Genomic DNA, 13,745 nt, shown 5'->3' on the forward strand with positions numbered 1-13,745 from the left:
TCCTAGTACGAGAGGACCGGAGTGGACGAACCTCTGGTGTTCGGGTTGTGTCGCCAGACGCATTGCCCGGTAGCTAAGTTCGGAATCGATAAGCGCTGAAAGCATCTAAGCGCGAAGCGAGCCCTGAGATGAGTCTTCCCTGACTCCTTGAGAGTCCTAAAGGGTTGTTCGAGACTAGAACGTTGATAGGCAGGGTGTGTAAGCGTTGTGAGGCGTTGAGCTAACCTGTACTAATTGCCCGTGAGGCTTAACCATACAACACCCAAAGGGTTTTGATGGACTCAAAGCAAGAACAGATTTGAATGTGTAGAGAACACAATAACAGCTTTCCGAATTAAAGAATTTGCTTGGCGACCATAGCGATTTGGACCCACCTGATTCCATGCCGAACTCAGAAGTGAAACGAATTAGCGCCGATGGTAGTGTGGGGCTTCCCCATGTGAGAGTAGGACATCGCCAGGCTTACATTTCGTTTTTAGATTTTAGAAAAATCTAAAGGCAAAAGCTTAGACTTAGGTCTAACCAGTGCGGAGCGGTAGTTCAGTTGGTTAGAATACCGGCCTGTCACGCCGGGGGTCGCGGGTTCGAGTCCCGTCCGCTCCGCCACTTATTTCGAAGCCTCGCTTATAGCGAGGTTTTTTCGAATCTAAAACATGAAAAGATTCTGCAGGGGTGTAGCTCCAATTGGCAGAGCAGCGGATTCCAAATCCGCGTGTTGGGAGTTCGAATCTCTCCACCCCTGCCATATTTAAAGCCTCAGTCGAAAGACTGGGGCTTTTTTGTCGTTGTCTGTAGCGGATTCTGCTGATACCAAAAAATGTGCGTGCCGCGAGCATACCAATCTACAGTTGCCATATAGAGAAGGCGCTAGTCGAAAGACTAGCGCCTTTTTGTTTTTTATATCTCAAAGTGATTAGTCTATTGAGAATAGTTCTTATTATTTTGTTATTTTATGGCGAATTCAATTCATAAGGCAGTTATTATGGAAATTTCTCGTCGTCAGTTTCTTCAATCTTCTCTGGCTATTTCGGCTCTTGCTGTTCTTCCCGCTTGTACAGTCACTCAGTCTAAAGATGCTCAAGGTCGATATGTTTATGATTTGACGGCTGAGCCTGCTACAGCCGAGCTAGTTCCTGGTTATCAAACCAAAGTTCTGGGGTTTAATGGCCGAACTCCTGCTCCTACGATTCGTTGTCGTCAAGGAGAAGAGGTGGTGATACGTTTTACCAATAAACTCGCCGAGCCAACAACGATTCATTGGCACGGACTACGTATCCCTATCGAAATGGATGGCGTTCCTTTCTTAAGTCAGTCACCAATCATGCCTGGTGAAACATTCGTCTATCGATTTACTCCTCCTGATGCGGGCACATTCTGGTACCACCCACATATGAATAGTGTAAAGCAACTAGGGATGGGGCTGGTTGGCTTGATAATTGTTGAAGAGAGAGAACCTGTTGAGTTCGATGAAGAGCACGACCTGATTTTGAAGCACTGGCACCTGAATAAGCAAGGTCAGTGGAAAGATTTAATGGTTCCACGTCTTAGTGCCCGTATGGGTACGCCGGGAGAGTGGAGTAGTGTTAATGGTGTTCATGAGCCAGTCTATACGCTTAAAGCTAATGCCACTACACGACTTCGGATTGCTAATGTTGATAATACGATAACTTACCCTATCGTTGTTGAAGGGGTAGACGCCTGGGTTATTGCGATTGACGGAAACCCGATAAAAACTCCCTATAAGCTCTTTCAACATAAGATAGGCCCTGGAATGAGGGTTGATGTTGCTTTTCTTGCTCCAAAGCAAGGAGAGCGTGTTTACGTGCGTCAGATGAAAGGGCGCTTTCCTTTTCCGCTATGTACCTTTGATGTGATCCACTCTGATCTACCCGATCAGGTTGTGATCCCGACCCTTCCACTTAACCCTATAACAAAGCTCGATCTCGAGAATGCCCAACAAATTGATTTTCTCTTCGAATGGGAAGGTGCAGTCACTCCTGTTGCAAGTGATGGTAAATCTGTCCCTAAATTTTGGTTAACCAATAAGCGCGCTTGGGAGGGAATGAGTAAAGATAATATTCCTGAACCTCTTGCGACATTAGAGCTTGGTAAAACGTATATCTTTAATCTCAAGAACGTCACCCAGTACCATCACCCAATTCATATACACGGCCATACTTTTACTGTTTTAGAGCTTGATGGTAAACGTGTTGACCAACCGTTCCACACCGACACGGTTTTACTTGGAAAGAATGGTAGCGCGAAAGCTGCCTTTGTTGCCGACAACCCCGGTCGTTGGATGTACCATTGCCACGTTATTGAACATATGAAAACTGGTTTGATGGGTTACATTGAAGTAAAGTGACTCCTGTAACTTTTTAAATTTCAAACTTATTCTGATATGAGTAACACGAATTTTTGTCGCTAATTTGTCACCGAACGTTACAATACCAGTCAGTGGTTATCTAGGGGGAGTTATGGGACAGCTGTCTATTCTTGGCTTTATCGCAATCGGTGGTGCTTTTGGTGCCTGCTCTCGATATTTAATATCAGAATTATGTGTCGTGGTATTAGGTCGAGGTTTTCCATACGGCACGCTGACCGTTAATGTGGTTGGTTCATTTATCATGGGTCTATTGATTGCTGCATTTGAGAACGAGCTACTCGCTAGTGAACCTTGGCGCCAAATTATCGGATTGGGTTTTCTTGGTGCATTGACCACCTTCTCAACTTTCTCTATGGATAACGTACTTTTGATGCAGCAGGGGGCTTTTTTCAAGATGGCTCTCAACGTGTTACTTAACGTTGCTTTGAGCATATCTGCGGCCTGGATTGGCTTTCAACTTTTGATTAAGAGTTGAGCTTGAAACTCATCTTTTTAACATTTTATGAACAGGTCGGCTTGGTTTAACCAAGCCGATTTTATATACTGCGATCACTTGTCGGAGTGCCTTAAGGCTGAGACCGTTAATTCGGGATCCGTTGAACCTGATCAGATTAGAATCTGCGAAGGGAACAGGAGAAGAGATCACTATATTTCCCCGTCAGTGATCTATCTATATTCAAGCAACACATTTCGTGGTGTCTTGAAACCTCTTGTCGCATCTTTCCGCCAAGCATTTTTATCCAAACTAATTACAAAGCAAGGAAAAATGCTATGTCGAGTCGCAAACAAGCGAGACTGGAAGCAAAACAGTTCATTGATACACTCTCGGTACAACCGTACCCAAATTCCACAAAAGTATATGTAGAAGGTTCACGTCCCGATATTCGCGTGCCAATGCGTGAAATAGCGCTAGCAGATAGCCTGATTGGAGGCACAAAAGAAGCACCTATTTTCGAGCCTAATGAGCCCGTGCGCGTTTACGACACCTCAGGTGTATACACAGACCCAAATCACACCATAGACCTTTACAATGGCTTACCTAAGCTGAGAGAAGAGTGGATTGAGGAGCGTGGCGATACTGAGCTACTTGATGAAGTCAGCTCGGTATACACCAAACAGCGCCTAGAAGATGAAACGCTAGACGATCTTCGTTACGGTAATCTACCACGCATTCGACGTGCTAAAGGTGACCAGTGCGTGACTCAGCTACACTATGCTCGCAAAGGTATTATCACTCCAGAAATGGAATACATCGCCCTACGTGAAAATATGGGCCGTGCTCAATACCGTGATGAAGTGCTGAATCAACAGCATCCAGGTCAAAGCTTCGGTGCGAATCTGCCAAAAGACATTACCGCCGAGTTTGTGCGCAGAGAAGTTGCTGAAGGTCGTGCGATTATTCCTGCCAATATTAACCACCCAGAATCAGAGCCAATGATCATTGGGCGTAACTTTTTGGTTAAAGTGAACGCCAACATCGGTAATTCATCGGTCACTTCTTCGATTGAGGAAGAAGTAGAGAAGTTAGTATGGGCAACGCGCTGGGGTGGCGATACCGTAATGGATCTCTCTACTGGACGTAATATTCACGAAACTCGCGAGTGGATTCTACGTAACAGTCCAGTTCCGATCGGTACTGTACCAATGTACCAAGCGCTTGAGAAAGTGAATGGTGTTGCAGAAAACCTTAACTGGGAAGTGATGCGCGATACTCTGATAGAGCAAGCAGAGCAGGGCGTTGACTACTTCACTATCCATGCCGGTTTACTACTTCGCTATGTGCCAATGACTGCCAAACGGGTGACTGGTATCGTCTCTCGTGGTGGTTCTATCATCGCGAAATGGTGTTTAGCACATCATCAGGAAAGCTTCTTATATACCCACTTCCGAGAAATCTGTGAAATCTGTGCTAAGTACGATGTGGCCCTTTCTCTTGGTGATGGTTTGCGTCCTGGCTCGGTTGCCGATGCTAACGATGAAGCGCAATTTGCTGAGCTGCGTACCCTTGGTGAGTTGACCAAGGTGGCGTGGGAATACGACGTACAGGTGATTATTGAAGGCCCTGGCCATGTTCCAATGCATATGATCAAGGAGAACATGGAAGAGCAGTTAGAGCACTGCCATGAAGCTCCTTTTTACACGCTTGGTCCACTGACGACAGATGTTGCTCCTGGTTACGACCATATTACTTCAGGTATTGGCGCTGCCATGATTGGTTGGTATGGCTGTGCAATGCTTTGCTACGTAACGCCTAAAGAACATCTCGGCTTACCAAACAAAGAAGATGTGAAAGTAGGCATGATCACTTATAAGCTTGCTGCGCACGCCGCTGATTTAGCGAAAGGGCACCCTGGTGCTCAAGTCCGTGATAATGCGCTTTCTAAAGCTCGCTTCGAGTTTCGCTGGGAAGACCAATTTAACTTGTCGCTCGACCCAGATACCGCGCGCGCTTTCCATGATGAAACTTTGCCTCAAGAGTCTGGAAAAGTTGCTCACTTCTGTTCGATGTGCGGACCAAAGTTCTGCTCGATGAAGATTTCGCAAGAAGTCCGAGAATATGCGAAAGACACAGAGCAAGTGGCTGCGGACCAAGCTATCTCGATCAAAATGCTTGATGATCCTCTTGAGGGGATGCGTCAGAAATCGCAAGAGTTTAGAGAGTCAGGTTCTGAATTATACCACCCCTCAGCACATGCCGAGGTAAGTGACTAATGAGCAAAATCCTTATTCCGTCATCACTGATTGAACTAACAGGTCTAGTTCAACAATGTCTGTTGTTGGCGAAAGAACAGGGTTTTAGCATTGAAGACATTGAGTTGGGCGTGAGCCCAACTCAATCTATTCAGCTTGTTCGCGACCAACAGACCACACACATAACGACTGATCTTATTGATGGTGATGACTCTTATCGCGAGTGTTCATTTGCGCTCTATTACCGCTCTGCTTTATCGGTAGAAGCGTGTGCTAAGCAACCGTCGAAAGCGATTTATATTGGCATTGCTGATACGCAGGTATCCGATGAAACGGAGAAAGTGTTTCAGCTTGATATCTGGCGTCATCCAATTAACGATGAAGTGAGGGCGCTTTCCGTTAAGTCCAAATTCAACGCAATGTTCTATCCCGAAAATCACCTTGCTTGGATAGTAACGCTGACAGTCCTCGGTTTTCCTATCGAAGATGCGTTAACACTTGCTCGAGGAATGCTCACTCAACAAGCGAATGTTTCACGTGAAACACTGTTGAATGACAACTTCGATGTAGAGCAAACTACTCAGTGGGCTGACCAATTTGATGATTTCCCCACACCTGTACTGGAGGATAACCGACTAGGTATTCAAGTTGGTTGGTCTGCACAAGGTGAGAGCGTTAGCTTTCCAACTCTAACTAAGCAAAGTCTAGGGCTCTATCCAGTTGTTGATGATGTTGCTTGGGTTGAGCGTCTACTGTCACTAGGCATCAACACTATTCAGCTGCGAATCAAGAACCCACAACAAGCCGATTTGGAACAGCAGATCATTCGAGCAATTGAGCTAGGTCGTCAGTATCAAGCGCAAGTGTTCATCAATGACTATTGGCAGCTGGCAATCAAGCATGGCGCTTATGGCGTTCACCTAGGGCAAGAAGACATACAAGAATCAAATTTGGCTCAGCTAACTAAAGCCGGTATTCGTCTTGGTCTTTCTACTCATGGTTATTACGAACTACTGCGCATCGTACAAATTCATCCTAGTTACATCGCGCTAGGGCATATTTTCCCAACCACCACTAAACAGATGCCATCGAAACCACAAGGTTTGGTGCGCTTGGCGCTGTATCAAAAGCTGATAGATAGCATTCCTTATGAAAACACAGCGTCGGCTTTCCGTCCTGCAAAAGACAAAACAGTTAGTGACTATGTGCTTGGTTTTCCGACGGTCGCAATTGGTGGTATTGACCAATCTAACGCTGACCAAGTTTGGCAAACAGGCGTGTCTAGTTTGGCCGTTGTGCGCGCTATTACCTTGGCAGAATCACCTCAGTCTGTTATCGAGTTCTTCGCACAACTTATGAAGGAACAGCAGCTAACGTTTGCAGATCAGAATAGTGAATTGACGCATACCAAGAGAGGCGAACATGCTCACGGATAAGCAGTTCCTTCGCTATCAACGTCAAGTCGCTCTGCCAGAAATTGCCGAAGTTGGGCAAGAGCGTTTGAGCAAATCGCATGTGCTGATCATCGGTTGTGGCGGATTGGGGAGCGCAGCGAGTTTGTACTTGGCGTCAGCGGGCGTTGGTAAATTGGTTGTGGTTGATGACGATGAAGTTGATAGCAGTAACCTACAACGTCAGATCATTTATCGTGAACAAGACCTCCAAGTTGCGAAAACAAAAGCAACTGTAAAACAACTTACTGAACTTAACTCTATGGTCCAAGTTCGTGCCCTCAATAAGCGATTAGACAAAGCACAGCTGCAGCTTGAGGTGATGTTGGCGGATGTGGTGTTGGATTGCACCGACAACATGCCAACACGCCAGCTAATTAACCAAGTCTGTTTCGAGCAAAATACGCCGCTCATCTCAGCGGCAGCAATTGGTTGGCAAGGGCAATTCGCTGTCTTTGAACACCAAACACCAAGTGAACAAGAAGCGCAGAGTAAAGCCTGTTACCGCTGTTTGTATCCGTTTGACGAATTACCGCAAACGGAAAAGTGCAGTGAGAGCGGTGTCGTCGGTCCGGTGGTGGGTACACTTGGCAACTACCAAGCGATAGCGGCAATTCAAAAACTGGCGACGGGAAAGTTTCATGTCGAGACTGCCAAGCTACACCTGTTTGATGGATTGAAACTGCAATGGCAAACCATGGCAATAAGCAAAGACAAACAGTGCCAAGTGTGTGCTCAGATTTAGCTTACGAGTAATGGGCAGAATTAAGAGAGTTGGAAGCAATGACGTTATCAGAACAACAAACAACACAAATGATCGCTGCTGACTTAGATGTGATCACTATTGTCATTAATGACCAGTCACATCAAGTCGCCAGTGAGTCGAATCTACAGCAAATCATTAGTCAATTTGCGCTGCCCGAAATGGGCTGTGTTTTTGCAATTAACAACAATGTTGTGCCGCGCAGTGAGTGGGCTAGCACAGTTCTTTCACAGGGAGATAGCATCTCTTTGTTTCAAGCGATCGCAGGGGGTTAAAGTCGATGCTTAAAATTGGTGATAAACAATTCGAATCAAGACTGTTCACGGGAACAGGGAAGTTTGCCAACAGCCGATTAATGGCAGAAGCGATTCAAGTGTCGGGTTCTCAACTTGCGACTATGGCGTTGAAGCGTGTGGACGTGAACGACCAACAAGACGATATTTTGCTGCCGTTAGTACAAGCGGGTGTGAACTTATTGCCGAACACCTCGGGTGCAAAGAATGCTAAAGATGCCGTATTTGCAGCACAACTCGCGCGAGAAGCGTTAGGTACTAACTGGTTAAAATTGGAAATTCACCCAGACCCGAAGTACTTGATGCCTGATCCAATTGAGACACTTGCGGCTGCTGAACAACTGGTTCGTGAAGGCTTTATTGTCCTTCCTTACTGTCATGCTGACCCGGTTCTGTGTAAACGATTGGAAGAGGTAGGCTGTGCTGCGGTAATGCCATTAGGTGCGCCGATCGGTTCTAACAAAGGGATAGTTTCTCACGATTTCCTAGAGATAATTATCGACCAAGCTAATGTTCCTGTCGTTGTGGATGCGGGTATTGGTGCTCCTTCACATGCTGCGCGTGCGATGGAAATGGGCGCGGATGCCGTGCTCGTCAATACTGCGATTGCAGCTTCGAGCGATCCCGCTACGATGGCGAGGGCATTTAAGTTGGCGGTAGAGTCGGGGCGTATGGCTTATGAAGCTGGTCTTGCTGGTAAGGTTTCTCATGCGGTTGCATCGAGTCCACTGACGTCATTCTTAGATGAGCTTTAGTCTTAGATTGATTTAGCTATTAAGCGAGGAAAACATGAGCTTCGTTGAACAATTTAAGCAGCTCAATTGGGATGACATTTCAATGTCGATCTACGCGAAAACGGCGCAAGATGTTGAGCGAGCATTGAATAAACCCAAGCGTAATTTGGAAGACTTTAAAGCGCTAATTTCACCCGCAGCTGAAGCGTACTTAGAGCAAATGGCGCAGCTGTCATACTCGGCAACTCGTAAGCGTTTTGGTAATACCATGTCGCTTTATATTCCGTTGTACCTTTCTAACTTGTGCGCCAATGCTTGTACTTATTGTGGCTTCTCGATGGAGAACAGAATCAAGCGTCGTACCTTGAATCGGGACGAAGTGGCTGCAGAAGTAGAAGCCATTAAACGCATGAAGTTTGATAGTGTATTGCTGGTGACTGGGGAACACGAATCCAAAGTGGGCATGAAATACTTCTGCGAAATGGTGCCGATGATTAAGAAGCGCTTTAACTATTTGGCGATGGAAGTACAGCCGTTAGATCAAGACGAATACGCTGAGCTCAAAACATTGGGTTTGGATGCAGTGATGGTCTATCAAGAAACGTATCATCCTTCGACTTACGCTGAGCACCATTTGCGTGGTAATAAGATGGATTTCGAATACCGATTGGATACACCCGACCGTCTTGCAAAAGCGGGTATTGATAAGATCGGTATCGGCGCATTGATAGGGTTGGAAGAGTGGCGAACAGATTGTTTTTATGTGGCAGCGCACTTGGAGTATCTTGAGCGTACATATTGGCAGACTCGTTACTCGATTTCTTTCCCACGTTTACGTCCTTGTGAGGGCGCGCTCCAACCAAAATCAGTCATGACGGATAAGCAGCTTGTTCAGTTGATTTGCGCTTATCGTTTGTTGAATCCAGAAGTTGAGTTGTCATTATCGACTCGTGAATCACCGAAGTTTAGAGACAATGCATTGCCGTTAGGTATTACCAGTATGTCTGCAGCATCGAAAACTCAGCCGGGGGGTTATGCGTTGGAAGAAGTTGAACTCGAGCAGTTTGAGATCAGTGATGAGCGCAGCGCTGGCTCAGTGGAAGATATGATTCGAGCCAAAGGCTTTGACCCTGTGTGGCGAGATTGGCATTCGGCGTATTCTGGTTAGGCAATAAACAAAGCTACGGGTCATCATTATGTTTCACGTGAAACATAGGCAAAGAAAGAGGGTTGATGTAAAACATCAACCCTCTATTTTTCTAGCTTCTAGCTGTGTGCTAAAGGTAGCGTTGCTTGACGAAGCCACTCTTTCACATCACCTTCGACTAGCGGGCTGATCTCATCCCATACTTTCTGATGATAGTCGTTCAGCCAAGCAAGTTCTGGACGAGTTAGCATATCAACGTTGATGTTGCGCTTGTCGATTGGGCATCGAGTTAGCGACTCAAATGACAGCACAGAGAAGTCTCCGTTAGTAGGCGTTTCAACAACAAGCTCTAGGTTCTCGATACGAATACCAAATGCATCAGCGCGGTAGTACCCTGGCTCGTTGGATAGCACCATACCTTCTGTTAGAGGCACGTCGATTTGCTTCTTAGAAATGCTCGCCGGACCTTCATGAACACTTAGGAAGTGACCAACACCGTGACCGGTACCGTGATCGTAATCGTAGCCTTCCGCCCATAGGTGCTGACGAGCTAGCGTATCGATTTGGTAACCACGTGTGCCTTTCGGGAAACGTGCACGAGCAACACCGATGTGACCCTTTAGCGCAAGAGTGAATTGTTTAATCATCTCTTGTGAAGGCTGACCGATCGCAATTGTACGCGTGATGTCTGTCGTGCCATCTAGGTACTGACCGCCTGAATCGACGAGGTAAAGCGTGTTCAGTTCTAGCTTGCCGGGTTCAGGTTGGTTCTCGTGGTTGTAGTGACACATCGCCGCGTTGCTGCCCGCAGCTGAAATGGTATCGAAGCTAAGATCCATCAGTGTCGGGTCTTCGCTACGAAAGGCTTCCAGTCTGTCAGCCAGTGTCGCTTCATCATGTAGGTTACCTGCAACGACTTCTGCATCTAGCCAAGATAGGAACTTGCACATCGCCACGCCATCGCGGATATGACATGCTTTCATGCCTGCGATTTCAACCGCGTTCTTCGCCGCTTTTGGCATTAGGCATGGGTCAGCTTTACTCACCACTGAAGCGCCAGCATTTTGCAGAACCAGCTTAAACCATGCGTTACTTGTCGCAGGGTCAACCAGTACATCCTTGCCAGTTAGGGTTTCTAGTCGTGCTTGCAATGCTTCAGGGTGATGAACCGTCACGCCAGAACCGACATGAGCAGCGAAGTCGGCAGGTAGGCGAGCTGGATCGAGGAAATATTCCACGCTTGAATCGGAATGCAGAATCGCGTGAGAAAGCAGAACGGGTAGACGTGATACGTCAAGACCACGAACGTTGAGCAACCAACAGATAGAATCCAGAGCTGTGATCACTGCGCTGTCTGCACCAGCTTTTTTCACGAGTTCAGCAATTTCTTGGCGTTTGCTTTCACTCGATTGACCAACGGCTTCTGTTGCCATTAGGCGAACATCAGAAACCACGGGAGCAGGGCGATCGTGCCACAGTTCATCAATTGGGTTGTTGTCGAGAATCTTGAGCTCAAGTGCACCAGCAAGTTTTGCCAGTGCCATGTCTAGCCAAGCAGAGTTGTGCATGCGAGGGTCGATCGCCACAGACGCGCCATTTGCAAGATGGTCCTTAATCCAATCTAGTGCAGGCTCTTCAATCAGATGACGGTATTCGAATAGCTCAGCAGGAACCTGCTTAGTGACTTGCACCGTGTAGCGACCATCAACAAAGATAGCGGCTTTGTCTTTGGTGATTACCGCTGCTCCGGCAGATCCGGTAAAACCAGTTAGCCAGTGTAAACGCTCATTGTGCGCGGGTACGTATTCGCCCAGGTATTCGTCTTCGTGGGGGACTAGTAGGGCATCGATATTCTGCTCTGCCAACCATTGACGGATAGCCGAGACACGTTGTTCAGTATTGGTAAGCATCAAAATAAATCCTTCATTTTATTGCGTCCTTAGCAATGATGACTCATCGTTTGGACAATGCGACTAAGCTACTCTTTTTGAGCCTTAGCTGCAAATAATCTCAGGTCGCTAGTTTTGTCACTGATAATCTGTCGTATCCAAGATAAAGCAGGATCATTCTCTCTATCTCGATGCCAAAATAGCGTATATGCCATAGGCGGAAATTCCATAGGCAAAGGCAACACTGCGAGGTTGAGTTGTTTCGACACCAGCTCGACAAAATGACTTGGCGCGGTAAAGATAAAGTCGGTATAGGAGCAGAGACTAGCGGCACTATTAAAGTCGGGAACGGTAATCGCGATATCACGCTCTTTACCTATGTCTGCCAACCTATAGTCGAGTAACCAACGCTCATTGCCGTCGCATCGCACTTGTACGTGTCGCTGAGCGAGGTAGTTCTCTAACGTCCAAGGTCGATTGAGAGCGGGATGGTGCTTACGCACCAAACACATTTGTCTATCGCGATAGATCTCTTGCTCACAAATGTCGTTTGGAGGCAACATCGTCAGTTTGGCATCATTGATGTCGATATCTTTACCGGTAATTCCTAAGTCTATTTCACCCCGTTGAATACGGCGAAAAGTATCATCACTCCACGCATGAGTGCTGATAGTGACACCTGGTGCTTGATTAAAAATTTCCGGTAAAAAGTGGGGAAGAATGAGTGGATAAACGCTTTCTACCGCAGCAATTTGGTAGCGATAGTCGCTGCTGGCAGGCGAGAACTGTTCTGGTTGAGTCAGTTGTTCAAGCTGGTTTATCAATGTGTCGATTTTTGGTCTTAGAAACAACGCCTTAGGTGTGGGTTTGAGTCCATGTGCGTGACGAACGAAAAGCGCGTCATCAAACTGATTACGCAACTTGGCGAGGTTTTTGCTCACAGCTGATTGACTCAAACACAGCCGATGGGCGGCGCGCGTTACATTGAGTTCTTCCAGTAATACACGTAGACAGACCAGCTGATTGAGATCCATTCTCGCCAACTTTTCAATATTCATAAGAAATTCTCTTTGGGAATAACAATGATGACCAAACATCATTAGTGGGCATATCTAGTTTAGACTAAGATTGCTCCTGATTCATTAGTCTGACAGTTATAAATGGAGATAGAAGTGCAATCGACTCAGTATCCGATGCCGAAAAAGCAACAACTTATTTTGTTGACCCTTTTAGTGCTATTCAGCCCGCTAGCGATTGATATCTATCTTCCCGCTTTGCCAATGATCTCCGAGGCGTTTCACGTGGAACACGCCTTGGCACAAGATACAATTACTTGGTTTCTGTTTGCCATGGGGGTAGGACAGTTATTTGCAGGCCCGCTGGCAGACAAACTCGGACGTCGAACTGTTGCATTGGGTGGCGTTAGTATCTACGCGATGAGCGCTTTATTGGCGTGGAGCGCTCAAAATATTGAGTGGATGCTAGTGGCTCGACTGCTACAAGGCTTAGGTGCGTGCGCGACATCGGTAGCGGCCTTTGCAACAGTTCGCGATATCTTTGGTCCACAAAAAAGCGGCAGAATGATCAGCTACCTAAATGGTGCTATCTGCTTCATTCCCGCTTTGGCGCCCATTCTGGGCAGTTGGCTAACCCAGCAATTCGGTTGGCGAGCAAATTTCAGCTTTATGGCCGGGTATGCAGTTGTTGTGCTGACAATGTTGTGGCTGGGCATGAAAGAAACCAATCCAGAAATGAGTACCCAACCGGTATTTAGACTCAATCGTTATCTAGATGTGGTGAAAACGCCTTCATTCTTATTCCATGCGAGCTTGTGTATGCTAGCGATGGCGGTCATTTTGGGCTACGTCACATCTGCGCCAGTGGTGTTGATGGAGAACTTAGGCTTGAGCATGAATCAGTTTACTTTCTGGTTTGGCGTTAACGCGGTGATCAATATCATCGCCTGTTTGTCAGCGCCTAAATTTATGGACCGCTTTGGTACGCATTGGGCGCTTACTGTCGGTATTACAACCTTGATGCTCGCTGGTGCGATGATGTTAACCTTGATGGATAACGCATCAGCGCTTGCCTTTATGTTGCCTATCTTTTTATCTTCCGTCGGTTTTGCCTGGATTTTAGGTGCGGCTGCAGGGAAAGCGTTAGCCCCTTTTGGTGATAAAGCAGGTACCGCCGCCGCACTGTTAGGTCTGTTTCAGATGAGTGGCTCGGGGTTAGTGGTTGGCACCGTGCAACGCTTGTCGATGGAGCCTCAAGTGATGATCGCTACTTTAATGCTGGTGGTCACACCCGCGCTGATTATTCTGTGGTCAAAACAAGGCAAAAACTGGCACTGTGCCACCGCATAACGCGCTTTATAGAGCGCTTGATTAA

At 46.8% G+C, this 13,745-nt stretch carries 11 protein-coding genes, 2 tRNA genes, 2 rRNA genes and 1 riboswitch; of the genes, 13 read left to right on the forward strand and 2 right to left on the reverse strand.

All coding sequences use genetic code 11. From position 1 onward, the window contains the following. The 12 genes from FCU94_RS14300 to thiH all read left to right on the forward strand — a co-directional run. Positions 1-255 (forward strand): 23S ribosomal RNA (locus tag FCU94_RS14300); the annotation flags it as partial. A gap of 91 nt (positions 256-346) precedes the next feature. Next, positions 347-462 (forward strand): 5S ribosomal RNA (gene rrf, locus FCU94_RS14305). Between the two features lie 67 nt (positions 463-529). Beyond that, positions 530-606: transfer RNA gene (locus FCU94_RS14310), tRNA-Asp, on the forward strand. Positions 607-668: 62 nt separating this feature from the next. Then, positions 669-745, forward strand: a tRNA-Trp gene (locus FCU94_RS14315). 237 nt (positions 746-982) lie between these two features. Further along, on the forward strand, positions 983-2,365 hold the full coding sequence (locus FCU94_RS14320) for a multicopper oxidase family protein (protein WP_176289203.1): 1,383 nt from the start codon (positions 983-985) through the stop codon (positions 2,363-2,365). A gap of 112 nt (positions 2,366-2,477) precedes the next feature. Continuing rightward, entirely contained in the window at positions 2,478-2,861 is a 384-nt protein-coding gene (gene crcB, locus FCU94_RS14325) for a fluoride efflux transporter CrcB (protein WP_176289204.1), read from the forward strand. Positions 2,862-2,933: 72 nt separating this feature from the next. Beyond that, positions 2,934-3,032, forward strand: a riboswitch (TPP riboswitch). A gap of 125 nt (positions 3,033-3,157) precedes the next feature. Further along, complete coding sequence (gene thiC, locus FCU94_RS14330) at positions 3,158-5,098, forward strand: phosphomethylpyrimidine synthase ThiC (protein WP_176289205.1); 1,941 nt, start codon at positions 3,158-3,160, stop codon at positions 5,096-5,098. Further along, the gene (locus FCU94_RS14335; protein ID WP_176289206.1) at positions 5,098-6,513 is read left to right on the forward strand and encodes a thiamine phosphate synthase; all 1,416 of its coding nucleotides are present in this window, start codon (positions 5,098-5,100) and stop codon (positions 6,511-6,513) included. The genes thiC and FCU94_RS14335 overlap by 1 nt, the downstream gene beginning before the upstream one ends. Continuing rightward, complete coding sequence (locus FCU94_RS14340) at positions 6,500-7,273, forward strand: HesA/MoeB/ThiF family protein (RefSeq protein ID WP_176289207.1); 774 nt, start codon at positions 6,500-6,502, stop codon at positions 7,271-7,273. The genes FCU94_RS14335 and FCU94_RS14340 overlap by 14 nt, the downstream gene beginning before the upstream one ends. 38 nt (positions 7,274-7,311) lie before the next feature. After that, a complete protein-coding gene (gene thiS, locus FCU94_RS14345) occupies positions 7,312-7,566 on the forward strand; it encodes a sulfur carrier protein ThiS (RefSeq protein WP_045403475.1) in 255 nt (84 codons plus the stop codon). A 5-nt stretch (positions 7,567-7,571) separates the two neighbouring features. Continuing rightward, complete coding sequence (locus FCU94_RS14350; RefSeq protein ID WP_176289208.1) at positions 7,572-8,339, forward strand: thiazole synthase; 768 nt, start codon at positions 7,572-7,574, stop codon at positions 8,337-8,339. Between the two features lie 34 nt (positions 8,340-8,373). Further along, the gene (gene thiH, locus FCU94_RS14355) at positions 8,374-9,486 is read left to right on the forward strand and encodes a 2-iminoacetate synthase ThiH (RefSeq protein WP_176289209.1); all 1,113 of its coding nucleotides are present in this window, start codon (positions 8,374-8,376) and stop codon (positions 9,484-9,486) included. Positions 9,487-9,584: 98 nt separating this feature from the next. Here the strand turns inward: thiH and FCU94_RS14360 are convergent, their stop codons facing one another. Both FCU94_RS14360 and FCU94_RS14365 read right to left on the reverse strand, forming a co-directional pair. Then, positions 9,585-11,375, reverse strand: coding sequence for an aminopeptidase P family protein (locus FCU94_RS14360; protein ID WP_176289210.1), 1,791 nt, complete (start codon positions 11,373-11,375; stop codon positions 9,585-9,587). 68 nt (positions 11,376-11,443) lie between these two features. Further along, entirely contained in the window at positions 11,444-12,412 is a 969-nt protein-coding gene (locus tag FCU94_RS14365; RefSeq protein ID WP_176289211.1) for a LysR family transcriptional regulator, read from the reverse strand. Positions 12,413-12,547: 135 nt separating this feature from the next. Between FCU94_RS14365 and FCU94_RS14370 the strand changes: the two genes are divergently transcribed. After that, positions 12,548-13,720, forward strand: coding sequence for a multidrug effflux MFS transporter (locus FCU94_RS14370; protein WP_441351745.1), 1,173 nt, complete (start codon positions 12,548-12,550; stop codon positions 13,718-13,720). Positions 13,721-13,745: the final 25 nt, after the last annotated feature.

Source organism: Vibrio sp. JPW-9-11-11 (genome assembly GCF_013369335.1).
Classification (GTDB): domain Bacteria; phylum Pseudomonadota; class Gammaproteobacteria; order Enterobacterales; family Vibrionaceae; genus Vibrio.